This is a genomic window from Lacrimispora sphenoides JCM 1415 (assembly GCF_900105615.1).
Taxonomy (GTDB): domain Bacteria; phylum Bacillota; class Clostridia; order Lachnospirales; family Lachnospiraceae; genus Lacrimispora; species Lacrimispora sphenoides.
Genome location: NZ_LT630003.1, coordinates 2,052,683 through 2,076,026, shown reverse-complemented (window position 1 = coordinate 2,076,026; position 23,344 = coordinate 2,052,683). Strand labels below are relative to the sequence as shown.

The window sequence follows — 23,344 nt, the reverse complement described above, 5'->3', positions numbered from 1 at the left end:
AAAAAAATTCATTATGTAATAAAAACAAATTATAATAATATATACTATTAATTCTAATTATAATGAGGAACATTTTAAATTGAATAACCTATCAAGAAACAATTTAAAAGATGAACTAATTTTATCCTTATTTGATCCTTGTATAACCTCTGCGATTAACAAATATTATCGTCAGTATTTTAATACTGAGTTAGAGGTCTACAATTACGAAAATGAAATTATTGATATCACAAGTTCAAATTACCTAACTGTAAGAATTGGTGTGTTTCCTCAAATAGGTGCTCATAATCCTGTTGGATATGATAGACTCACCTATACTGTTGATGCAAATGGCACCGTCACATTGCAAAATTATGAGCATCTAGCATCTTATGAAATACCACCTCATTTAAAAGACAGTATTACTAAACCGCTACCTAGAAATTGAACGCTATACTTTGCTATTTGTAATTAAATGATCATTTTCCATATGCAAGAATCCAAAGCCCTATGGTTACCGAGATAGATTCTTGATTATAGACAGCTACCCTAATAGAATTTGTGTTAATTGCTGTGACAACCGGAGCAAATATTTTTGGTGTGTTTTTTGCATAGGGAGCGACCTGCACATATTTGATACTATTTAATTTATTGATAAGGGGTATGTTTATATCGGTCCAAGCATTAGCCACCAGTGTGAAATTAATGTAACCTCCATCAATTTTAGTGGCTCGTCTGGATTTAAATTGCTATTTAGCTGATTTTGATTCGTTTAAGCTGGCAAATCCCCTGTGTCATTGTCCCCATAGGACAGTATACACACCAGCAGCGCAGGGGCAGAAAAGGCAAAAAAATTACTCTCTGAGGTTACATTTATTTGAAAGGGAGGCTTGAAGCAGTCGACCCCGTAAACCATGTGTTTGCGGGGCTTTTTTTAATCTCATCAAATAACGAAGCGGATTACGAATATCCGATTGAATACTTAAAACGACACTTATCCACAATAATGTGGAAACAATTGTGGATTGTGTGTTAATGTCTGAAAATACGACATAAATATGCAAATTATTGCAGGACTGAGACCTGTGGTTATACACAAATTCAGCGTTAACACATCTTGTCTATGTGTCCCATATAATATATTGTAACACAGCAATATGGGAGTAAAGATATATGAGTAGTTTTGATTGTAAATGCAGATGTATTAAGAAATACAAACGTGAACGTGAATGCGAATGCAAACATAAACGTGAAAGCGATTGCAAACGTGAATGTGAATGCGAATGCAAACGTGAGCGTGAATGTGACCGTGACCGTGAAAGAGGCCATGGCCGTGAACGCGATTGTAAACGTGACTATGATCGTGATTGTGACCGCGATCATGACGAATGGATCAGAAAAGCAATTAAAGAAGTTTACTGGAGAGTTTTAAAAGACGGATGCAAAAAATGCAACCGGCGAAATAGAGATCGCGAAGATTTTGAAGTATATGAAAAATATGAAAAATATAGAATATGAAGAAAATGAAGAAAATGAAGAAAATGAAGAATAGTCATTGATAAAGGCGGGGCTCCCGGTATTCCGGGCTCACAAAAGTTAATATAGAATCATCAATTTATCATTTCTTTCCCATTATAAAATGGGTTAGAATAAATACATATAAATATCATAATTGAGTGAATGCCGTTGTCAAAGTCGTCTTTTGCAGCATTCACATCTTTTCTAATGGGCCCATATAATAAAATATAAAAATAATAAAAAGAGGTGCAAATATGGGCTGTTTTTGGGGCGGCTGTAATAATAACTGCAGGCGTAGTTGCAACATTAACTGCGGATGTGAAAATAGATCTTGTTGCGAAACTGAGAGAGATGAATGTGAAAAGGAAAGAAGAGAAGCTTACTGCGCAGGTTTTCGGGATGGCTGCAACAGCGCTTCCCGCTGGCGCGGTGATGATGACTGCTAATGAAATGAATGTAGAGTAAGAAAAGTGCTCCAGGAGGCTGAGGGTTTCTGATTTGGAATGTGGCGCTGCAACAGGCGTTTGTATGCCATCTTTTAGGACGGTTATGTACACTTAGTAATATGATTGCCTACAGGTGAAAAGCGAATAGTATAAAATCTTATCGATAAATTAGCCCCGAGATTTTATCCTTGGGGCTAAAGCATATATATAAATGGATAGCGAAAAAGCGCAGACAAAGATGCCTGCGCTTTTTCGTTTTATAATCACATGTGCCTTTTATTTCCTGGCAATAAAAAACTCCCCGAGTAGGACTTGAACCTACGACCCAACGGTTAACAGCCGTTTGCTCTACCGACTGAGCTATCGAGGAATACATGATTTATTATACCCGAATAGTGAAATATGTCAATAGGAAAAATATAAATAATAAAAAATGCGGGAGATGGGACTTGAACCCACACGAGCATACACCCACAAGATCCTTAGTCTTGCCTGTCTGCCAATTCCAGCACTCCCGCACAACGAACACTATCTTAGCACTTAAAAGTGAAATTGTCAATATTTTTTAAAAAATATATACAAAAAAAATATTTGAAAAATTTGGAGAAATGTTGTTGACATATAAGAGCATGTATACTATAATAGCTATTGTTGTTACGACAGATAATAACGAAATGCAGAAGTGGCGGAATTGGCAGACGCGCACGGTTCAGGTCCGTGTGGTAGCAATACCTTGAGGGTTCAAGTCCCTTCTTCTGCATGAAACTATACAGATTGTCATAGCTGTATGGTATTCAATATTTATATGACATGCGGGAGTGCTGGAATTGGCAGACAGGCAAGACTAAGGATCTTGTGGTTGTATGATCGTGTGGGTTCAAGTCCCATCTCCCGCATTATAATTTAAATTTGATTAGAATGTCCTGTGGAGAAAACCGCAGGACATTAATTTTTTTGGATTCACTATGGTATTTTTTTACCCGTAAAAAATAATCATAAAATAGCGCTTAAAAGCAGCGCCATAAAAAATAAATAATGATAATTTAAAGTCGAGGATTTAATGATAATCCCTGGCTTTTTTTCATTATAGATTTATTAAAAAACCCAATTTTACAGTAAAACGCAATTTTGATACATTTAAAACGCAATTAGGGAGTTAGAAAATAATATGGATTATATTTGGTGTATGATAGTTAATACAATTATAGATATTAATTCTGGTAATTTGTCCGGTTGGTAAACGGATAAATAAGTCCGAATTCATCATTACATCGCTTTCCCCAATTGAGCTTGTTCAACTGCCTTAAATTTGGCTTTCTGAATGAGCTCTTTTTATTGATCCACAAGATGTGGACTCTAAGTATTTAAACGGCTCATATGAACTGGTAGTTTGTGACAGCAGCATTTGAGAGAATGGTTCTGGCGCAATTTTCCGGCAATCATGCTTTACGCAGGGGAAGACGGGCAGAAATGGGTTTCCTTTTTATTCCATCGTTGTATGTTAACAGGCAATAATAGCGTTGTCCTAAATATCATTTTCTTCTGATCTACATCTATAACCATTATACCACCTAATTTGGTTGCCGTTTCATCAATGATTGATAAACCAAGGCCATGAAAATCCCGATTAGGCTTTGTTGATTCAGGGATTCCATTACGGATGAGTACTTTGCCATGAAATGAATTTGCTGTTTCGATTTTCAGCCAGCCATTGTGTGAAACATATCTGCTTGTGATGGCAATAAATCTCTCAGAATCAGAGGTGACTTTTGCACAAGCCTCTGCTGCATTATTGAACAGATTTGTAAACATACGGACAATATCGGTTTCAGAAATATTATGACCGATGGGAAGATAGACATTGGCTGAAAATTGGGTGGATTGCTCCTCGCATCGATCTGCGGTATCCTGCAGGAGAGCATCAAGGAGGATATTATTTGAATAGGAATGTTGAACCGGAACTTGCTTGTGATTTATCTCGTAAATGGTATCGAGCAAGCTTATCGCTTTCTGATATTCACCGATGGATAACAGAGATTTTACAGAGGTTATCATATAATTGTAATCCTGTTTGAAAGCCCGAAAGCTCTCGGTATATTTCTGACACGCTTTATAATGCCGCAATTGTCTCTCGAGCTGCTGTTGCTGTAATTCTGTATGTAATTCATATTTCAAAAGGGAACTGGTTCTGATTCCCCGGTTGACGATCAATCCCTGTGCAGCAAAACAGATGATACAGGAGATGATGCAGGCCATGTTATACCAGGGTAAATCCGCCCCATAATACCGCCCCAGGTTGATAAACAACAGATATCCCAGAAGGCAAACTTGAAAAACAGCCACAAAACGGATATGTTCATTGCTGCGGTAGAACGTTTGAACCTTCGCTTTTGGAGCGATGAAATGGCGAAAAAGCATATTGTAAACGAGTATCACGCATAAGGAGAGAATCCATGCAATGGAGTAATAAAACTTGTCTTGCCTTACCCACTGCACATTACGGTTCAGTATCAGAGCAAAGACCGGCAATACAATTCCTCTTCCCCAGTATAAAACTGCGACAAAATAGCCGCTCTCAAAAAGAAGCTGCATCGGATTCATTTGATACAATACTTTTAATTCCAGCAGAACGATCACTAAGAGGGCCAAAGCTCCATAATGTGAGGATATGGCCAATCCCCAAGCGGCACTGAAGCTGAAATTGATGACTGCAGAAACCAGAAAGAATATCAAGTGATTCCGCTTCATCAAAAAATTCCTTCTATGATAAAGAAGAAAAGATACACTGTAAACGGTAAAAAGGCATACTGCGACAAGCCGAAATAAAAATGACATCGGTTACCTCCTTTCATAAGAAAAACCTCTGTTCGGTGGAAGAAATTAGTCCAACAAGTAACATTTGCTCCAATTTGTATTATATAAATGGAGCAAAGATTAAATATAAAATAACATTTTTAACTCAAATTAGCATTTATTATGCTCTTAATTCCTTTTTTGTTGTTCTCAATTACCGGTTGATGGTGGGAAGGATATATCAATGGTTTTTATTTTATAACTGTTAAATTCAATACATAAAAACTAATATTGAGTACATGTATTTCCAGAAAAACCAAGTTTCAAATTATACTCGCAAAGTAAAGTATTGGTATTACGAAATTTCGATTTTGGAGTAAATACGATGAGATTAAAGATTACTACGGACTATGCGATTCGGATCATCCTTTATATGGCTCAGCAGGGTGTTCAAGTGACAACAGCGAAAGAAGTAGCAGCGCAATTAGGTATGACCTATAACTATTTCAATAAGATTGCCTCAAAAATCAAGCGGTTAGGGTTCATAGAGTCTGTACAAGGCCCAAAGGGAGGATACCGTTTGGCAAAAGATGCTGCAGACATAACATTATACGATATTGTTGAGGCGATGGAGGGAAGTATATGCATCAATCAATGTCTGGAAGAGGATGGATACTGCAGCAGAAATGCTACACCGTCATGTCTGGTGCACCGAATTTTTAAATCTATCCAGACTAAAACGATTGAAATGCTAAGCGGAACTCGAATTTGCGATCTTATATATGAAAATGTGAATGAAACATAACATTGAGGAGGTCAACCCATCAGAATTTCCTCAAGCATGAAAAATCGATTTACTGTTTTTCTCTGGGAAGAGATAAGACTGGAATTAGGCCCAGACTTGTGGCCAGCAAAAAACCGTATGCAAATCGCAAACGGTTTTTTGTTGCTGCAATCATTATTTCTTTTTAACAGGATAGCAAACCTCGGTTACTAATTCATCAGGGTTCTGAGTTTGAGCAGGGCTTACATGATAGATGCAGAACATAGCTCCATTAAATTCATAACCATTGTCATTTACCCAATTTGCCACCGCATGGTTTACCGTGGTGAGCTGCTCGTAGCTGCCCTTATAGGTTGCTGAAGCAATCTCCACCGCATGCATGGTTTTAAACACAACGTGTTCAGTATCTTGATAGCACCCTTTTACCGTGATTTGAATTTCTACATCCACGTCGCGATCCTTATATCCCTCGTCATGGAAGATTGCTAGGCTGTAGCAATTGTCAGCTTGCTGAAGCTGCAGCGGAGCTGTTTCTGTCATCATAAGGTGCCACAGGATTCCTTCCTGATCGTATGCGGGAATCACCTTTCGTACACTGGCAACATAGCGCTCCGGTAGATTTTTTAATGTAACGTTGTAATTCATAGCGGTCTCATCCTTTCTCAGCCGTTTGATGGCTGTGTCAAGGAGCAGTAAACGGCGGCCTGTTTCTTCGGCTTCCGCCTGAACCTCAGCCTGCTTCACTGCCAGAAAATCAGCTAATGCCTGAGGATTCTCGTAGTTCTTTAGGATTTCCCCAATTGGAACAAGGCCAAACCCCATATCCTTGAGGGCTATGATTCTGCCTGCAATCGGCAGTTGATCCTCCCCATAGTAACGATAGCCGGTATAACTATCCGTGGTTTTAGGCACTAACAGGCCGATCTCATCGTAATGCCGAAGCATACGTATACTAATCCTTGATAATTTTGAAAAATCACCTATTTTCAGCATTTTTATTTCCTCACATATATGTGTTTTTTTGAGCTCAACTACAGTATAGAGTATACCACAATGTAAGAGTCAATAGGGATTTTAGATTATTTACAATCGGATGACTTTTTTGTACCTGTATGAGAGGGAATAGTACTTTCTTCCATTGGTGGGAAATTTAATACACCAAAACCCTAATTCATTACATGGGTTTAATAAATGCAGTTTTTTATACTATACTTCCAAGGTAAAGTTTAATTATATTAATACTTTTTGGAAAGGAGGCTTCGGAAAAATTTCTTATAACAATAAATTATGCAATTCAGATTATTATTTTGTAGCTTAACGGGGCGCATATACAGCAGATGGAGAAGAAGTAAAGAAATTAAGTAGGGTTTACGACTTCTTTAATAAAGATCATGCAACAAAAAAAGGCGGTATCATAAAGACTGTGCAGAGTTCCGTGAGTGAATACATTTTGATAAAAAACGCCTATTAAATTTTGTAATATTACGGATGTTATGGGGCGTTATATGTACCTGTTATAACTCTAAAGATGTATTATACAGTAGGGATATTGGCCCTAAATAAAAAGCTTTAAAGTTTAACAATTTTGAAAAGAGTTAGGACCTTCATCTTTCGCAGGAAAAGCAGTTGGGACTAATAAGAACAGGATGCCCTTTAAATCCAGTAATAAAAGGGGATCAAAAAATAGGAGGAAAACATATGCAAACAATGAAACACCGTAAAAGCAGCAAAATAATCAGCTTGCTTTTGGTGATGGTTTTGCTCTGCGCGATGTTCCCGATAAGGATATTTGCAGAGGAGACTGGGGAGGTTACGGTAAGCACTGCCAAAGACTTTATTCAGGCAGTTAACAGTAATAATGCCTGGAAAATTACGCTTGCCGAAGATGTTGTTATAGAGTATGGAATGACAAATTCGCAGGGCAATTGGAACAGTAATTATCAAAGTACGGCTCAGCCGGGTTTTTCTGGACAACCGCAAGGGATTTTGGTTGGAAATAAAGCAAATGCCGGTGGTAACGGCAGCTTCGTAATCGATGGCCAGAACCAATATAAGATTATATTTAAGTGGCCTCATACGATTGTCGAAAATGGCAATTTTTATTTTCCCAACGCGAGCAAGGTAAATTCATTTACGATGAAAGATATTACATGGTATGGCAGTAGTGAGGTTGGCTGTTATTTTCCTGCCGGTAATGTCATGAATGATGTACAGATTACCTTTGATCATGTTACTTACAAAGGACCGGGTATGGGCGATATTGCTATATATCCGGTTTATAAACCGCAGGTATTATTTAGAGACTGCGACATAACGATGAGTTACCGCAATGGATCAGGAGGTAGCGGAGTAGATTCAGATGGATATGGAGGAAGTTTGCCGTCATCTGGCTCTGCGTCTTATGGTGCTTTGTGGCAGGATACCCACGCTTCTGAAACCATTGCCGCAAATTTTATTACATTTGAAGGAAATAATACCATCGCCAAACAGGACTCTCCGGCAGACGGCGGGGGTGTTCTCGGTGATATTGATCCGATCTTCTATATTTACTGGTATGGGGACAGCTACGTGAAGGTAGCAGACGGCGCTTCTCTTATCATTAAGGATGAGGCGGGAAAAACAAAGCAATCTACATATACAACCGGTTTAATTGGTACCTATACATCCGCCTACTCCACTCCGTTTATCGTTGGAGAAAATGCTGTGTTTGAATATCACCAAGTAGGCGGCGGCAATGGATTTATTACCGATTACTACAAGCTTGGCAGCCTTATAATTGGGGATCAGGCAAGTGTTGTCTTCGATATCAAAGCTGATAAAAAGTTTAATACAAATGATGTAAGCAATCTTCCTGCCTATTTTACGGCGGACTCAATTCGTGTCGGTGAAGGGGCAAAGTGGACATATGTTGTGGATTATGCTGATTCAGCTGCCAATGCCAACAACTCGATGGTAAGTGCAAACACTATCAGCATTGCAGATGGTGCCGAAGTAAACCTTATTGCCAAGAATAATTCGCAAGCAGAATCCCTGATTACCTTGCGGGACAGCAACCCCAGCATTTCATTTACAAATCCCCAAAATGTTGTATTGTTCAATAGCAAGAGCGACTCAAACTCTTATGTAATCAAGAGCTCCAGCAATGCAAGTTTGAACATAAAAACAAATGGGATTCGCTCCTGGGTGTCTTTACCCGAAAATGATGTGTCTATAACAGGGAATATCAATCCAGGAAATCAGGTGGCCCTTGAAAACAACTACGTAACCTCCCCGGATGCCCCTTACCAGTGGGTGTTGGATGGAGCACAATACTCAGCAACTCTAAGATCTGGAGCAAATGCTGAAATTATAAACTATTCTCAGGGTCATGGTGATGTTTTCAATCTGTCAGGCACTAATGCGTTAAAAAACATGAATGTATTGGAACTACGGGCAAAAGCTGCTTTGACAAGTGGCAGCGTTTTATACGAAATCTGGGATGGCACATCTGTCAGCAGCATCCCGGCCGAAATTGGGGGCCCATTCCCTGTTTCAGGTCCGAAGAACAATGATTACATCTATTCAATTGCACAGGAAATACAATTAGGAAGCGGAGAAGATCATTATATCTTTGACAGGGAATATACTCTGAATCAGTTACCGGTTAATGCAGCAATTTCTGATTGGACACTGACAATGAGCGATACTGAGAATGGTTTGGGAACGCACACGCTTTATTATGCTGTTGACAACCGTGGGGCGATTCCGGGAACTGATCCGGATGGGATCCCAGACTATCAGCAGCCTTATTCAACGGTTAAAGTATTCTATAGCCTTTATGACGGCACCGTTGGGGATCCTCAGCCTGTCAGTGAGCGAGAGAATATAGAAATAGCTACCTTATATGAAAAAGTCGGTTCGGCAGGCATTTATATTGCGCCTAAAACCCAGACATATCATGCAGAAAACTACGTGTTTGACGATATTTTGACTAATGATGAATGGGATAATAAAGGCGGCCTTTCGCCCTATCAGTTGGAAGGCAGGGAAATTTCCTTTACCTATCCTGTGGACATAGAGGAAGATCCCACACCAGATGGGAAATTAGTACTCGTTTATTCGCTGGATATAAAAGATAAAAACGATATTAACGGCAATGGCAATAAAGATGAGCCGAATGGTATTCCCGATTGGCAGGAAACTGAAACTGAAGGAGGCAACGAAACCGGTGGGGAACCTGAAACTGGCGGAGGAACGGAAACCGGAGGAGGAAGTGAAACCGGAGGAGGAAACGAAACTGGCGGAGGAACGGAAACCGGAGGCGGAAGTGAAACCGGAGGAGGAAGTGAAACCGGTGGAGGAAACGAAACTGGCGGAGGAACGGAAACCGGAGGCGGAAGCGAAACCGGAGGAGGAAGTGAAACCGGAGGTGGAAGCGAAACCGGAGGCGGAAGCGAAAACGGTGGAGGAAACGAAACTGGTGGAGGAAGTGAAACCGGAGGCGGAAGCGAAACTGGCGGAGGAAGTGAAACCGGAGGCGGAAGCGAAACTGGTGGAGGAAGCGAAACTGGTGGAGGAAGTGAAACCGGAGGCGGAAGCGAAACTGGCGGAGGAAGTGAAACCGGAGGCGGAAGCGAAACTGGTGGAGGAAGTGAAACTGGTGGAGGAAACGAAACTGGTGGAGGAAGTGAAACCGGAGGCGGAAGCGAAACTGGCGGAGGAAGTGAAACCGGTGGAGGAAACGAAACTGGTGGAGGAAACGAAACCGTAGGAGGAAGCGAAACTGGTGGAGAAAGTGAAACTGGCGGAGGAAACGAAACTGGCGGAGGAAACGAAACCGGCGGAGGAAACGAAACCGGCGGAGGAAGCGAAAACGGGGGAGGAAACGAAACTGGTGGAGGTGATGAAACCGGCGGAGGAAGCGAAACCGGCGGAGGTAGTGAAACCGGAGGAGGAAGTGAAACCGGAGGCGGAAGCGAAACCGGCGGAGGTAGTGAAACCGGAGGCGGAAGTGAATCCGGAGGCGGAAGCGCAACCGGCGGAGGAAACGAAACTGGAGGAGGAAACGAAACCGGCGGAGGAAACGAAACCGGCGGAGGAAGCGAAAACGGCGGAGGAAGCGAAAACGGCGGAGGAAACGAAACTGGCGGAGGAAGCGAAAACGGTGGAGGAAACGAAACTGGTGGAGGTAGTGAAACTGGTGGAGAAAACGAAACTGGCGGAGGAAGTGAAACCGGTGGAGGAAACGAAACTGGTGGAGATAGTGAAACCGGAGGCGGAAGTGAAACCGGCGGCGGAAGTAGCGGCGGAAGTGGAAGCGGTGGCAATTCCAGCGGAACCGGCGGAAGTAGTGGAGGCGGAAGTAGTAGCGGGAGTGGAAGTAGCAGCAGTTCCCGTGGACCTGGAGGAAGCAGTAACAATACCGGTGGACCTGGTGTTATATCTGGAAACAGTGTCAACGAAGAGGCCATCGAGGAAATTGTTGTAGATGACCAGTCAATACCGAAAGGAAACAGTGAAACAAACGATGTTAACGAAATAGGTGAAATAAACGAAATAGGTGAAATAAACGGTTTACCAAAAACAGGCGACACCAGTGTATCCTGGAACGTTTATCTGTTATTATCCTTGGTTTCATTCTTTGCGTTTGTTTTATGTCAATTAGGCATTAAAAAAATAAAATAAAAATGAAAAGGCGGTAAGGGAATGGATAAAAAATATTCCTTATCGCCTTTTCCATTCGCCCCTTGGTTTATGCAAAGGGCTGTATATATCATTGGATCATATTAAGTTATTCGAGCCGGGGTACTGGTATAAAGACCCCGGTTTTTGGTGTTAAAAACAAAAAAATAGATTAAGGGAAAATATATGATAGGGAAGTCTTACTCCCAATGGAAAACCAGGAAACTACATGGAGACCGTCTTTGGTCATGTATATGAACCCCTGACACTCCTTATATATAGAAACGCAGTTACAAAAGAAAAAAATATGCTATAATAGGATTCAAATAAAATTCAGGAGGAGTTCCTATGGGTTATAAAGTACTGGTAGCGGATGATGAGTATATCATTCGCCGGGGGATTATCAGTTTTTTGAGGCAATACAGTGATTTTGAGTTGGCAGCAGAAGCAGAGGATGGAGTGATGGCGTTAGAACTTGCAAAAGACATTTCACCGGATGTTTATTTTGTAGATATTAACATGCCATTTCTTAATGGACTTCAATTCATTAAAAGCTTAAAGGAAATTAATCCCAGGGCAGTGGAAGTGATCATCACTGGTTATGACCGGTTTGAATATGCCAGAGAAGCGCTGAAGCTGGGGGTCTTTGAGTATCTTCTCAAACCTCTGATGGAAGGGCCTTTTGATGAGATGATGCAGCGGGTACGTGAGAGATTGCAGAGAGAGGCAAGTGAAGATAAATATCTTGATTGGGCGAAGAGTATGCTGGCACAAAACCGCACTTATCTTGCCTCTGACTTTTTGCAGAGGGCTTTGGAAGGGCATTATACAAGAGAAGAAATCATGGAACGTTCCCAGTATTTAAATCTGCTGCTTCCGGAGCCGTTTACAATTACAGTTGTTTCCCTGGAATATCAGAAGATGGAAGACGTAAAAAGCACCTGGAATGAAGATCTGCTGTTTTTTGTAGCTGAGAATATTGCAAATGAAATGTTTCAGGGGCTTGTGAACCCAAACAGCTGCCAGGACAGGCACGGAAATCTGGTGGTGATCTCAAAAACGGCGGCCCCGGAAATTGCAGAGGAGCAATCAGAAACCTATTGTAAAATGCTGGAATCCCGTTTGCCGGTACGCAGTGTAGTAATACAGGGGAACGGAGATGATTACGGAGCTTTAGCTGAAACCTATGAAACGGCTGTCAGCCGGTTGAAGGAACTGGAGACCGGTTCCTCTGTGATTAAGGATGTGAAGTTCTATATCGAGGACAACTACTCACGGGAGGATTTTTCCTTTCAGGATGCGGCGGATCATGTGAATCTTTCTGTTCCTCATTTAAGCAGGATGTTCCGCAAAGAGATGGGAGTTACCTTTATCGATTATTTAACCAGTGTCAGGATCCGAAAAGCAATAGAACTTTTACATAACGGCGAATTGAAAATTTACGAAATTGCGGAGCTTACCGGGTATGCAAACCAGCATTATTTCAGCAATGTGTTTAAAAAGAACCTAGGGGTCAGCCCTGCGGAATACCGGAGGCTAATTAGAAATGATAACCATGCCTCCGCCATGCAATGATTTTATACCTTTTACTCAAATTATTGCAAAGACTTTCCCTCCTCCTTCCGGCATAATAAACGTATCGTTAAAACAAAAAAAGGAGGATCATCAAAATGAAAAAAAGATTTTTAAGCGTGTTGCTGTGTGCTTCCATGGCAGCGGTTTCCTTAGCCGCCTGCAGCAGCGGAGCTAGCAGTTCGACCGCAACCACAGCGGCACCCCAGACGACGGCCGCACAGGCTGAGACCACAGCAAAGGCAGAGGAAACCACGGCCAAAACTCCCGACGCATCAGGAGAAAAGCTGGTAGTCGGATTTGCCCAGATCGGTCAGGAATCCGGCTGGCGTGACGCAGAAACCCTTTCCATTCAGACCTATGCGTCTGAAAACGGCGATAAGGTGGAGCTTCTTTTTGCAGATGCACAGCAGAAGCAGGAAAATCAGATTAAAGCAATCAAGAACTTCATTGAGCAGGGGGTCGATGTCATCGGTCTTGCACCGGTTGTGGAAACCGGATGGGATCAGGTATTTGCTGAGGCGAAAGAAGCGGGGATTCCGATTATTCTTCTGGACCGGAGAGCGGATGTAGGGGAAGATTTATACGCAACCTTTATCGGCTCTGACTTCATTGAAGAAGGCAAGATGGCCGCAAAGGAAATGGCAAAGCTGCTCGGAGAAAATGGAAAAATTGTTGAGCTGGAAGGAACGGTAGGCGCTTCCGCAGCAACGGACCGCAAAACCGGGTTTGATGATGAAATCAAGGCAAGCTATCCGGGGATTGAGATCGTAGCTTCCCAGACCGGTGATTTCACCAGAGCCCAGGGAAAAGAAGTTATGGAGTCTTTCCTTAAATCCAATAAGGATATCAAGGGCGTTTATGCGCACAACGACGACATGGCCCTTGGAGCAATCGAGGCAATCAAAGAGGCAGGATTAAAGCCGGGCGAAGACATTAAGATCGTTTCCATCGACGGTGTCCGCGGAATCTTTGAAGCAATGGCAGCCGGGGAGGCAAACTGTACCGTAGAATGTAATCCACTGCTTGGGCCGCTTTTATTTGAAACAGCAGCAAAGCTGAAGGCAGGCCAGTCTGTTGATAAATGGGTGAAATCGGTAGATGGCGTATTTACTGCTGATATGGCAGCTAAGGTACTTCCGGACCGCAAATATTAAACCGCGGGGTTGTTGCAAAAGTACATCTTTATTTTTGCAGCAACCCTTTTCATATCAGAGGAAATACCCTCTTAATTGGAAAGCGAGGAGGAAACGCCATGAGTGCTGGGAATCAGCTTTTGACAGCGAGAAATATATCCAAGGCATTTGGGAAAGCAGTTATTGCTTTGGCTGATGTGCAGTTTGATTTAAATCGGGGGGAAATACATGCCTTGCTGGGGGAAAACGGTGCGGGAAAATCAACGCTCATTAAAGTGCTGACCGGAGTGGAAGCAAAAGACCGTGGAGTCATTGAGTTAGAAGGAAGACAGATCAATCCCAGATCCACACAGGAAGCGCAAAACGAAGGAATTTCAACGGTATACCAGGAAGTCAATCTTTGCCCCAATCTTTCCGTGGCGGAAAATATTTATATTGGGCGGGAACCGAGAAACCGGTTTGGAACCATCAATTGGAGAAAAATCAATGCCGACGCCAATGAACTGCTGGATAAATTTGATTTACATATAAATGTTACGAAAAATCTGGATCATTACTCTGTAGCGATCCAGCAGATGGTGGCCATTGCAAGGGCCAGCGATATTGATGCCAAGGTTCTGATCTTGGATGAGCCCACCAGCAGCCTTTCTTCCGCTGAGGTCGATAAGCTGTTTCAAATTATGAGAAAGCTCCGCGAAGAGGGCATGGGAATTGTTTTTGTTACACATTTTCTGGATCAGGTGTATGAAGTCACTGACAGAATCACCGTACTTCGAAACGGAAAATATGTGGGAACCTATCTGACGAAAGAGCTGCCAAGAGTAGAACTGGTGGGAAAAATGATAGGCAAGGACTATGCAGGGCTTAAGGAAGCCATGAATGCAAAACGGCCGGAGGAAGCAGAGGGGCAGGAAAAGGAAACTTTTATAGAACTGGTCAATGTCAGCAGCCCCGGAACGGTTAAGGGGTTTGAGCTTCAAGTAAAAATGGGAGAGGTTCTGGGCTTTTCCGGGCTCTTAGGCTCCGGGCGTTCGGAGACAGCCAAGGTTTTATTCGGAATAGATCCCGTAAGCGAAGGAGAAGTAAAGGTGAAAAATGAGATGGCTCACCTCCATTCTCCCTTAGACGCAATTCGACACGGAATCGCTTTTTGCCCGGAAAACCGGAAGACAGAGGGAATTATCGGAGAGCTTTCCATCTGGGAAAATATCATTCTTGCCCTTCAGGTGAAACGGGGGATCTTCCATAAGATTTCAAGGAAAGAAGCGGAGGAGCTTTCGAAGGAGTATATTGAAAAGCTTCAGATCAAAACACCGGGCACAGAGCAGTTAATTAAGAATTTAAGCGGAGGAAACCAGCAAAAAGTAATACTTGCCAGATGGCTTGCCACGGATCCGGAATTTCTGATGCTTGATGAACCGACCAGGGGAATCGATATCGGGACCAAGGCGGAGATACAGAAAATAGTCATGGATCTTGCAGGAAGAGGGATGGCGGTGCTCTTCATATCATCGGAGATTGATGAGATGCTCCGCTGCTGCACCAGGATGATTGTGCTTCGTGATATGAAGCAGGTAGGTGAGCTAAACGGAAAAGAAATATCGGAAGAAGCAATTATGCACATTATGGCCGGAGGTGAAGTGTCATGAGAGAAATCTGGAATCGTTTGACAGGAAAACAGTATTTCCGCCCCCTCATCATTTTTATGATAATTCTGCTCTTTAACGGTATTGTAAGCAAGGGAGAATTTTTTACACTTTCCATTGTGGATGGGCACTTATACGGACGTATTATTGATATTGTAAGAAATGGGAGCAAGCTCATGATACTGGCTGGCGGCATGACTATGATACTGGCAACGGGCGGAACCGATATTTCCGTAGGCTCTATTATGGCGATCAGCGGAGCCATTGCCTGCAGCATTGTAAACGGGAATATTTTTCCGTCATTCCATGGCAATGTTGCCGCAGCGATTATTATCGCGATCCTTGCAGGAACGGTCAGCGGCATCTGGAATGGCTTTTTAGTGGCTAAAATAAAGATTCAGCCAATTGTAGCCACCATGATTTTAATGGTGGCGGGCAGGGGAATCGCACAGCTGATTACCAGGGGAAAAATCGTTACGATTACTTCGGAAGCCTATTATTTTATCAATGGAGGCTATATTCTCGGTATGCCTTTCCCCTTGTTTATTGTACTTTTTCTGGTGGGTTTTCTGGTACTATTTACAGGAAGAACAGCCTTTGGCCTGTTTTTGGAATCCGTGGGCTGCAATCCGACTGCCTCAAAGTACGTGGGCATTAAGGTTGACCGGATGCTGCTGGCAATCTATACAATTTCCGGAGCCTTTGCTGCGGTGGCCGGTTTAATTGAAAGTGCTGGGATTAAAGGTGCGGACTGCAACAATGCGGGGCTGGGGATTGAAATGGATGCCATTCTTGCCGTAGCAATAGGAGGAACCAACTTAATGGGCGGGCGTTTTTCCATTCCAGCCAGCGTCATAGGAGCATTGATCGTACAGAGCATCACAACAACAGTACTGGCACTGGGAGTTCCGGCGGCTTATATCCGTGTGTTAAAGGCATTGTTGATTATTATCATCTGTCTGTCGCAGTCAAAGCAGTTTAAGGATCTGGTCATTAAGTGCAAAATGATAAACAGAAAGGTGGTTGGTAACTGATGGAGCAGACGGGAAAAAGTAAAAAGGTTCAGATCAATAATATTTCACTGGTTATCACCGTTGTGCTGTTTGTCCTGATGTTTCTGTTTGGTTCTGTAAAGTACAATAACTTTTTATCTTTATCAACCTTTTTAAACCTCTTTAATGACAACGCATACTTAATGATAGCGGCAATCGGAGCTACCTTTGTGCTAATAAGCGGAGGGATCGATATCTCCATTGCCTCTACCATTGCATTTACCGGTGTAGGCTCTGCGTACCTGCTGGAACGGGGAGTTCCGTCATTTCTGGTGATCCTTCTGATGCTTCTTGCGGGAATCATCGTAGGCTGTACCCAAGGGGCTTTGATTCATTATTTTAAGCTTCAGCCGTTCATTGTGACTTTGGCAGGCCAGTTTTTAATGCGGGGGCTTTGCGTTGTAATCAGTGAACGCTCCATTCCCATCAGTGATCCGTTTTTTAAGACCATGGCTCTTGGTAAGGTGGCGGTTCACATGGGAGAAGCAAAAGCGTGGAACGGGAAAATTTATTACTATGTATTTATCCTTTTGATTGTTTTTGCGGCTGCAGTCTATACCCTGAGATATACAAAGTTTGGCAGGTGTTTATACGCACTGGGAGGCGGCGAAACGTCCGCAAGCCTCATGGGATTAAATGTTGCAAGAACGAAAATTGCGGCATACGGAATCAGCAGCTTTTGCGCCGCTCTCGGAGGAATCGTGTTCAGTTTTTATACTCTGGCTGGATTCGGGCTCCAAAATCTGGGTCTTGAACTGGATGCACTTTCATCCGCTGTAATCGGCGGGACCCTGCTGACCGGAGGCGTAGGAACTGTAGCGGGTACGGTAGTCGGAGTCATGATAGAGGGGATTATCCAGACAATCGTTACCTATCAGAATTTAAATACCTGGTGGACGAAAGTTACCATTGCGGCGCTTCTTTGTTTCTTTATCGTAATCCAGAGAATCATTGCGATCCGCACAGAAAAATCAAAAGGGAAGAACGAATAATAACGCATAATGCTGTTGTAAGAGTCCGTTAACTTCGGTATACTGGATGAAGCTGGGATATGTTATGAAAATAGGAGTGAGAGCAATGAAATATTGGAAGAAAAGATTCATGGATATGAAAATTCGTGATAAAATGATCAATTCTCATATTTTTATTGCGCTCATTCCTTTTTGCTTTGTGGGGCTATTGGGGATTATCAGCTCAACCAGAGAGGCGGAGCGTAATGTGACCCAGCATACGTCTCTGCTGGTAGGTCAGGTTCAGCATACAACGGATATCTACATAAGCAGTATTGAAAAGACTGCGAATATGCTGATCAAGATTATTGAGCCAATGCATCTGAATAAGATCCCATCCGCTGAGGATGACCGCTGGAACGAGTATGAAGCAGCGCTGAAAAACAGCTTTGAGACAGTGGCGGAAACTCATGATGAAATTGCGGGCATCTTATTTGCTACGGAGCATGATATGTATGTGGGAACCGGGATGTCCAGAATCTCCCGGGACCCGTTTATCAAGGAAGTCTGGTATGAAAAAGCAGCGGCATCTCCAGGTGAAATGCAGATCATCAGCAATGTTACCGGAAGGAATATTGTTACGGAGGCCGCATACAGCATTGATGATGTATTTTCGGTAATGAAAGCTGTTATAGACCCGGAGACAGGGGAGAGAGTGGGCGTATTGCTGTTTGATGTAAAGCATGAAATTATTTCCTCTGCCATCCAGGATGCGAACATCGGTGAAAATGGATTTGTATTCGTCCTGGATGAGCAGAATCATTTAGTATATGCGCCTACCAATAAAATTGTCTACCGCATCCGCCCGGAATGGCTTTGGAATGAAGAAGAGCCTGTAACCGCGGTTACCAATGGGGAAAAGTATCAGATCAGCTATCAGAAATCCGCCTATACCGGCTGGAAAACTGTCAGTGTCTCATCCTACCGTGAAATCATGGGCGGAATCAATACCATGCTGATTATGTTTGGCTGGGTTTTGGTCTTGACAATTCTCACGGTATTTATTGTAGCGGTAAAAATTTCAGAAACGGTTACAAAACCGATTGTCAGGCTCCGCAACTTAATGAAGGAGACGGAAAAAGGAAATTTATCCGTTCGGTTTGAAGGCAATTATCTGGATGAGGTCAGTGAACTTGGCCGCCGGTTCAATCAGATGCTTGAGCGAATACAAGAACTGATGGAGGAGGTTTATAAAGAACAGGAGAACAAACGGAAAGCACAGCTAAAGGCAGTTCAGGAACAGTTTAAGCCGCATTTCTTATACAATACTCTGGACACCATAGGCTGGATGGCCAGGGAGCATTCTGCATATGACATTGTTCATCTTGTGGATGCTCTTACCAATGTTTTTCGAATCAGCTTAAGCAAGGGCAAAGACTATATTACCATTGAAGAAGAAATCCGATATATTTCCAATTATCTCTACATACAGAAAATTCGTTACGGGCCTAAGGTACAGTATGAAATTCAGGCAGAAGAAGACTGCATGGAAGTGATTTTGCCGAAAATGATCCTGCAGCCGCTGGTGGAAAACTCCATTTACCATGGGGTTAAGATGAAAAACGGAGACGGGCATTTAAAGATCACCGGACGAATGGAAGATGATTGGGTGAGCCTGGAAGTCTGGGATGACGGAAAGGGTATGGAAGAAGAAAAGGTCTGGGAATTATCCAGATTGCTAAATGAACCGGGAGAAGCCGGCAGAAACAGAAGCTTTGGTTTGTTTTATATTAAGGAGAGGCTGCGCATCCGGTACGGAGAGCAGTTTCAGGTATTGGTGGAAAGCAAAGAGGGGCAGGGGACGCGTATTGTCATACGGATTCCGAAAGAAGTTCAGAATGATCTTGAAAAAGGATAAAATGGAAAAAAGAACGAAATTACTAATGGTATTACTGGTATCGGTATTTGTGTTTTTGGGATACCGTATTTATAACGGGGCAATTACCCAGACGGTTTATAAAAGTGATGTGGAGTATGTGATCGGTGTTTCTCAGGCAAACATGCGGGAAGCATGGCGGGTTGCCCTGATAAATGAGATCCAGGAGGAAGCGGGAAAGTATCCCAATATCAGGATTGTAACGGCAGACGCCACCTCCAGCGTGGAGAAGCAGGAAAAGGATGTTGACAGGCTTCTGGATTTTGGCATTGACCTATTAATCATTTCTCCCTGTGATTCCAGCCGTCTGACAAAGAAAGTCGGAGATGTGTATCAGGAGGGAGTTCCTGTGATTGTTATGGACCGAAGCGTGGAAGGCTTTGATTATAATCTGTTTATCGGTCCGGACAATAATTTAATCGGGAAGCAAGGCGGAGAATGTGCTGCCCAGCTGCTTGAAAACGGAAAGGGGAAGATTCTGGAACTTCGTGCTACGGCCGGTTCCCTTCAGAGCGAGGAGCGAAGCGATGGATTTGATTCTGTGATCAGGGATTATCCTGATATAGAAAAGACTGTCTGTGATTTAAAAAATGATATGAAGGATCCGGCCTATGATGCAGTTTTTGCCATGCAGGCGGAACTAAAAGGTGTTTCCCTGATATTTTCCAACAATGATTCAGTAGCCTTTGGTGCATACGAGGCACTAAAAGACAGGAACCTTGCCGAGAAGATAAAGGTCATCGGGTGCGACGGCTTTACCGGAGAGAACGAAGGGGTAGATCTGGTGAGAAAAGGAAAGCTTGCAGCAACGATTTCCTGCCCTACAGGTGGGAAAGAGGCTGTGCAATATGCCATTAATATTCTTCGGAAGGAGAGTGGTGTTCCCAAGCAGGTTATATTAAGAAGTCATACGATCTATCCTAAAAATGCCGGTGAGTATCTGGCTGCTCTTGACAGAGAAAGTATCGACGATGGCAGGAGAATTACCGTAGGATATTCCCAGGTGGGACAGGAGAGCCAGTGGAGGCTTGCCAATACCCGCTCGATTCAGGAAGCAGCCAGGGAGTTTAATATGGAACTTCTTTTTGACAGCGCAGACCAGTCTCAAAAAAAGCAGATTGAAGCGATCCGGAGGTTTATTAAGGAGAAGGTAGATGTAATCGTAGTTTCTCCGGTGGTCGAGACCGGATGGGATGCGGTACTGAAAGAGGCAAAGGAAGCCAATATTCCTGTAGTAATGTCCGACCGCAGAATTGAGGCGGGAGATGATTTAACGATCACGTATATTGGTGCTGATTTTTTAGAGGAAGGGCGAAGAGCCATGCGCTGGCTAAAGGAACATGTAAAACCGGAGCATGGGATTGTTCATATATTGGAGCTTCAGGGAAGTGAAGGCGCGACGCCTACGGAAGAGAGAAAGAAGGGGTTTTTCGAAATATTAGAGGAGAATCCCCAGTATCAGATTGTATATACGGATTATGGTGATTTTACTTTCGAAGGAGGAAAACAGGTCGTTGAGGAATACATAAAAAGTCACACCTGGGATGTGGATATTATCTATTCCCACAACGACGATATGGCCCTTGGAGCGATTAAAGCATTGGAGGCACATGGATTGAAGCCGGGGCAGGATATAACGATTGTTTCCGTGGATGCGACGAAAGAAGCGTTTCAGGCAATGATAGACGGCAAGCTGAACTGCGCGGTGGAATGCAGTCCGCTTTTAGGTCCCCCGCTTATGAAGGCGATCCGGGACATGATTGCAGGAAAGGAAATGCCTCTTCGGATTATAACAGAAGAAAAGGTGTATGATCAGTCGGATGCGGAGACAGTTATCAAAACCAGGGAATATTAAGAACTGCCATTTTCATTGGAATATTCTTTGTCAAAAAGAAAATAAAAAAGTACTTGATTATTTGCTGAAAGTATAGTATTATAATTGTACGAATTGAATTACCAATTCGAACAATTGAAACGCAGAAGTGGCGGAATTGGCAGACGCGCACGGTTCAGGTCCGTGTGGTAGCAATACCTTGAGGGTTCAAGTCCCTTCTTCTGCATAGCTATACTTAATGTCCTGTGGAGAATTCCACAGGACATTTTTTGCATGATCAGGTCAGAAGCCGAAGGATCAGATATTCACAATCCACTTTGATGCTTATTTGATGAGGTTAAAAAAGGGTGCTGCTAGATCAATAATTTTGATCTGCAGCACCTTGTTTATAATTTTGCCATGCTCATGCCAGGTTCATAAACCGCATACTGGCTGCGGCCGTGTTTCTTTGCGTGATAAAGAGCAATGTCGGCCTTTTCATATAATTCCTCAAATATAGTTCCATCTTCCGGATAGGCGGCTGTTCCCAGACTGCCGGAAATATGTGCTTCCGGTTCCAGAGCGCTGCCAATGAGACTGCATAAATTTTCCAGACGAGCGTACAAATCCATGCTGTAAGCCACATCTTTTAATAATATGATGAACTCATCGCCTCCCAGCCGTCCGAAGATGTCATCACGCCTTAAAGCGGATTTAAGTCTTGAAGCGGCACGGTGGAGGGCCTTATCCCCAAACTGATGGCCGTAATTATCATTCAGTTGCTTGAAACGGTCAATATCCAGCATAATAAGGATGTGATGCCCCTGGCTGTTTTTTAATGTATTGCGGATTGCATGTATGGCAGTTGCTCTGTTTAGCAAACCGGTCAGGGAATCCTGTTTGGAAAGCTCCTGAAGATTTAAGGCCTCCCGTTTGGATGCATCAATATCCTTAATAAGAATAAATGCCTTGATCGTATCGGTATAAGGATCGGAAACAATCTGCACCATGCCAAGCCCCCAGTAGACGGTGGAATCAGGGCGTATACGCCGGTGTTCCAGCCGTAAGGACCGGTTCCCCCGATAGTAGTGGTAGAGCAATTGATTTTTATTGAAGAATTTTAGAAACATCTCCCGGTCTTCTTCAAAAATGTGATTCTCTGCTATGTAGGTCATAATGCTGGAAAAAGAATTAGAAACATAATCCGGCATGGTCTGAGTCATTTCTCCAATGATTTCTTCAAATAAATCGAATTTTAAATTATATTCGTAATAGCCGATACAGTCCTTTTTCTGTTCACGCATGTATTCCATCCACTTTTGATAAGCCAGTTCTTTTTCATATTGATCCGTAATATCCTGGTAGGATATGATTCCCCTGAGAGGTTTTTGCTCCTCAGTACACACCAGTGAGTATTGCGAAGAAAACCAATGATAATCTCCGGAACATATTTTTAAGCGTGTGATGCATTTTCCCTCGGGTATCCCCTTTTCCATGTTATCATAAAATTCCAGAAAATCGGTGACGCTTTCCTTGTGCACAATGCCGTTTTCGATAAGGAATTCTGGGGAGAGCGGCTGGGTGTAGGGAAAAGGGAAAGTTCTGGAAAATTCAGGCGAGGGGGAAAGGGTTCTGGAAGGGATGTCATAGATGCTTACAAGGCAGCCGGAATGCCGGCTTGCCAGCCGGTATTGTTCTTCACGGATCCGTAAGTGTTCCTGGAATTTTTTCATACATGTGATATCGGAGATTGCACAGTACAATAGTTCCTCCTCAGGGATATAATTCAATTGTAAGGAACACCAGATGCAGTTTTTTTGTATTTTTGCTTTGAATTCCAGTTCAAAACGGGCGGCTTCGCCTGTCAGGTGGCTGTGAATTTCCGCCAGCAGCTCCGGATATTCTGATTCACACACCATGTCCTGAAGCGAAGCAGGCTCTTGAAATAATGCTTTAATCGCCTGATTGGAGTAAAGAATGGTAAGATCTTCATCAATTTTAAGCTTCAGTATGCCGCAAGGAATGCGGTCTAAAAAAGTTTCTCCGTTCATTTTCACT

The 23,344-nt window shown here is 42.9% G+C and carries 15 protein-coding genes and 5 tRNA genes; 15 read left to right on the top strand and 5 right to left on the bottom strand.

Annotation, left to right across the window (positions count from 1 at the left end; all coding sequences use genetic code 11):
* The first annotated feature begins 79 nt into the window (after positions 1 to 79).
* The 3 genes from BMX69_RS09310 to BMX69_RS24420 all read left to right on the top strand — a co-directional run bounded on the left by BMX69_RS09310 (position 80) and on the right by BMX69_RS24420 (position 1,962).
* A complete protein-coding gene (locus BMX69_RS09310) occupies positions 80 to 427 on the top strand; it encodes a DUF3888 domain-containing protein (RefSeq protein WP_054790008.1) in 348 nt (115 codons plus the stop codon).
* A gap of 771 nt (positions 428 to 1,198) precedes the next feature.
* Complete coding sequence (locus BMX69_RS09300; RefSeq protein ID WP_147297058.1) at positions 1,199 to 1,411, top strand: hypothetical protein; 213 nt, start codon at positions 1,199 to 1,201, stop codon at positions 1,409 to 1,411.
* Positions 1,412 to 1,743: 332 nt separating this feature from the next.
* The gene (locus BMX69_RS24420) at positions 1,744 to 1,962 is read left to right on the top strand and encodes a hypothetical protein (protein ID WP_054790011.1); all 219 of its coding nucleotides are present in this window, start codon (positions 1,744 to 1,746) and stop codon (positions 1,960 to 1,962) included.
* Positions 1,963 to 2,240: 278 nt separating this feature from the next.
* Here the strand turns inward: BMX69_RS24420 and BMX69_RS09290 are convergent.
* Positions 2,241 to 2,313 (bottom strand) — tRNA-Asn (locus tag BMX69_RS09290).
* Positions 2,314 to 2,377: 64 nt separating this feature from the next.
* Positions 2,378 to 2,461 (bottom strand) — tRNA-Leu (locus BMX69_RS09285).
* A 158-nt stretch (positions 2,462 to 2,619) separates the two neighbouring features.
* Between BMX69_RS09285 and BMX69_RS09280 the strand changes: the two genes are divergently transcribed.
* Both BMX69_RS09280 and BMX69_RS09275 read left to right on the top strand, forming a co-directional pair.
* Positions 2,620 to 2,703 (top strand) — tRNA-Leu (locus BMX69_RS09280).
* 52 nt (positions 2,704 to 2,755) lie between these two features.
* Positions 2,756 to 2,839 (top strand) — tRNA-Leu (locus BMX69_RS09275).
* Between the two features lie 550 nt (positions 2,840 to 3,389).
* Here BMX69_RS09275 and BMX69_RS09270 read toward each other — a convergent pair.
* Positions 3,390 to 4,778: a sensor histidine kinase gene (locus BMX69_RS09270; protein ID WP_054790012.1), complete on the bottom strand. Its 1,389-nt coding sequence runs from the start codon at positions 4,776 to 4,778 to the stop codon at positions 3,390 to 3,392.
* 343 nt (positions 4,779 to 5,121) lie between these two features.
* On the opposite strand from BMX69_RS09270, the gene BMX69_RS09265 reads away from it, so the two are divergent.
* On the top strand, positions 5,122 to 5,541 hold the full coding sequence (locus tag BMX69_RS09265; RefSeq protein WP_054790013.1) for an RrF2 family transcriptional regulator: 420 nt from the start codon (positions 5,122 to 5,124) through the stop codon (positions 5,539 to 5,541).
* 153 nt (positions 5,542 to 5,694) lie between these two features.
* Here BMX69_RS09265 and BMX69_RS09260 read toward each other — a convergent pair whose 3' ends face one another.
* Positions 5,695 to 6,513, bottom strand: coding sequence for a MerR family transcriptional regulator (locus BMX69_RS09260; RefSeq protein ID WP_054790014.1), 819 nt, complete (start codon positions 6,511 to 6,513; stop codon positions 5,695 to 5,697).
* Between the two features lie 705 nt (positions 6,514 to 7,218).
* Here BMX69_RS09260 and BMX69_RS09255 point away from each other — a divergent pair.
* The 9 genes from BMX69_RS09255 to BMX69_RS09215 all read left to right on the top strand — a co-directional run bounded on the left by BMX69_RS09255 (position 7,219) and on the right by BMX69_RS09215 (position 21,533).
* A complete protein-coding gene (locus BMX69_RS09255) occupies positions 7,219 to 11,184 on the top strand; it encodes a pectate lyase-like adhesive domain-containing protein (protein ID WP_100042190.1) in 3,966 nt (1,321 codons plus the stop codon).
* 345 nt (positions 11,185 to 11,529) lie between these two features.
* Positions 11,530 to 12,756, top strand: coding sequence for a response regulator transcription factor (locus BMX69_RS09250; RefSeq protein ID WP_100042189.1), 1,227 nt, complete (start codon positions 11,530 to 11,532; stop codon positions 12,754 to 12,756).
* Between the two features lie 95 nt (positions 12,757 to 12,851).
* Positions 12,852 to 13,910, top strand: coding sequence for an ABC transporter substrate-binding protein (locus tag BMX69_RS09245; RefSeq protein ID WP_025233432.1), 1,059 nt, complete (start codon positions 12,852 to 12,854; stop codon positions 13,908 to 13,910).
* A gap of 98 nt (positions 13,911 to 14,008) precedes the next feature.
* Positions 14,009 to 15,538 carry a sugar ABC transporter ATP-binding protein gene (locus BMX69_RS09240; protein ID WP_054790923.1) on the top strand — a complete coding sequence of 510 codons (1,530 nt, stop codon included), beginning with the start codon at positions 14,009 to 14,011 and terminating at the stop codon, positions 15,536 to 15,538.
* Positions 15,535 to 16,569, top strand: a complete 1,035-nt coding sequence (locus BMX69_RS09235) for an ABC transporter permease (protein WP_100042188.1) — start codon at positions 15,535 to 15,537, stop codon at positions 16,567 to 16,569. The genes BMX69_RS09240 and BMX69_RS09235 overlap by 4 nt, the downstream gene beginning before the upstream one ends.
* Positions 16,569 to 17,579, top strand: coding sequence for an ABC transporter permease subunit (locus BMX69_RS09230; RefSeq protein WP_054790925.1), 1,011 nt, complete (start codon positions 16,569 to 16,571; stop codon positions 17,577 to 17,579). Before BMX69_RS09235 ends, BMX69_RS09230 begins: the two co-directional genes overlap by 1 nt.
* 85 nt (positions 17,580 to 17,664) lie before the next feature.
* Positions 17,665 to 19,455 (top strand): cache domain-containing sensor histidine kinase, encoded by a 1,791-nt coding sequence (locus BMX69_RS09225; RefSeq protein ID WP_100042187.1) that lies wholly within the window; start codon positions 17,665 to 17,667, stop codon positions 19,453 to 19,455.
* Between the two features lies 1 nt (position 19,456).
* Positions 19,457 to 21,328, top strand: a complete 1,872-nt coding sequence (locus tag BMX69_RS09220) for a substrate-binding domain-containing protein (protein ID WP_100043806.1) — start codon at positions 19,457 to 19,459, stop codon at positions 21,326 to 21,328.
* A 121-nt stretch (positions 21,329 to 21,449) separates the two neighbouring features.
* Positions 21,450 to 21,533: transfer RNA gene (locus tag BMX69_RS09215), tRNA-Leu, on the top strand.
* 160 nt (positions 21,534 to 21,693) lie between these two features.
* On the opposite strand, the gene BMX69_RS09210 is transcribed toward BMX69_RS09215, so the two are convergent.
* Positions 21,694 to 23,337, bottom strand: coding sequence for a sensor domain-containing diguanylate cyclase (locus tag BMX69_RS09210; protein WP_100042186.1), 1,644 nt, complete (start codon positions 23,335 to 23,337; stop codon positions 21,694 to 21,696).
* Positions 23,338 to 23,344 lie beyond the last annotated feature (7 nt).

Bases quoted from the DNA above. Each gene is read 5' to 3' on its own strand.
- BMX69_RS09270 (WP_054790012.1), bottom strand. From the start codon at position 4,778: ATGTCATTTTTATTTCGGCTTGTCGCAGTATGCCTTTTTACCGTTTAC.
- BMX69_RS09265 (WP_054790013.1), top strand. From the start codon at position 5,122: ATGAGATTAAAGATTACTACGGACTATGCGATTCGGATCATCCTTTAT.
- BMX69_RS09260 (WP_054790014.1), bottom strand. From the start codon at position 6,513: ATGCTGAAAATAGGTGATTTTTCAAAATTATCAAGGATTAGTATACGT.
- BMX69_RS09255 (WP_100042190.1), top strand. From the start codon at position 7,219: ATGCAAACAATGAAACACCGTAAAAGCAGCAAAATAATCAGCTTGCTT.
- BMX69_RS09250 (WP_100042189.1), top strand. From the start codon at position 11,530: ATGGGTTATAAAGTACTGGTAGCGGATGATGAGTATATCATTCGCCGG.
- BMX69_RS09245 (WP_025233432.1), top strand. From the start codon at position 12,852: ATGAAAAAAAGATTTTTAAGCGTGTTGCTGTGTGCTTCCATGGCAGCG.
- BMX69_RS09240 (WP_054790923.1), top strand. From the start codon at position 14,009: ATGAGTGCTGGGAATCAGCTTTTGACAGCGAGAAATATATCCAAGGCA.
- BMX69_RS09235 (WP_100042188.1), top strand. From the start codon at position 15,535: ATGAGAGAAATCTGGAATCGTTTGACAGGAAAACAGTATTTCCGCCCC.
- BMX69_RS09230 (WP_054790925.1), top strand. From the start codon at position 16,569: ATGGAGCAGACGGGAAAAAGTAAAAAGGTTCAGATCAATAATATTTCA.
- BMX69_RS09225 (WP_100042187.1), top strand. From the start codon at position 17,665: ATGAAATATTGGAAGAAAAGATTCATGGATATGAAAATTCGTGATAAA.
- BMX69_RS09220 (WP_100043806.1), top strand. From the start codon at position 19,457: ATGGAAAAAAGAACGAAATTACTAATGGTATTACTGGTATCGGTATTT.
- BMX69_RS09210 (WP_100042186.1), bottom strand. From the start codon at position 23,337: ATGAACGGAGAAACTTTTTTAGACCGCATTCCTTGCGGCATACTGAAG.